Here is a 359-nt window from a genome sequence, read left to right as displayed (position 1 = left end):
ACCAGATCCAGCACCTCTTCGCTGACCAGATGGTCGTAGAGCACCACATCGGCTAACTGCATCACCTGCAGGCCACGCAGCGTCAGCAGACCGCTGTCGCCCGGCCCGGCGCCCACCAGAAAGATCTCGCCCTGACGGGTCGGCTCTTCCAGCAGCTCACGGTCCAGCGTGCGTTTCGCCTCTTCGACGTTACCGGCAGACATCTCACTGGCGAACCGGCCATCGAAAGCGCGTTCCCAGAAGCGCCGACGGTCAGACATGCGGCTGAAGCGCTGTTTGACTTTATCGCGCCAGAGTCCGGCCACTTCAGCCATCTGACCCAGACTGGCAGGCAGTAGCGTTTCGATTTTTTCGCGCAG

1 protein-coding gene is annotated in these 359 nt (G+C 61.8%); it reads right to left on the bottom strand.

Annotated elements, in window-relative coordinates:
- Positions 1-305 (bottom strand): SAM-dependent methyltransferase (locus SB756_RS28555; protein ID WP_410912866.1); only part of this gene is annotated, 305 nt, incomplete at its 3' end.
- Between the last annotated feature and the right edge of the window lie 54 nt (positions 306-359).

This window comes from Pseudomonas sp. SIMBA_068 (assembly GCF_046534705.1).
Classification (GTDB): domain Bacteria; phylum Pseudomonadota; class Gammaproteobacteria; order Pseudomonadales; family Pseudomonadaceae; genus Aquipseudomonas; species Aquipseudomonas putida.
Note: the sequence above shows the minus strand (reverse complement) of the source record. Positions and strands in the feature narration are given on the sequence as shown.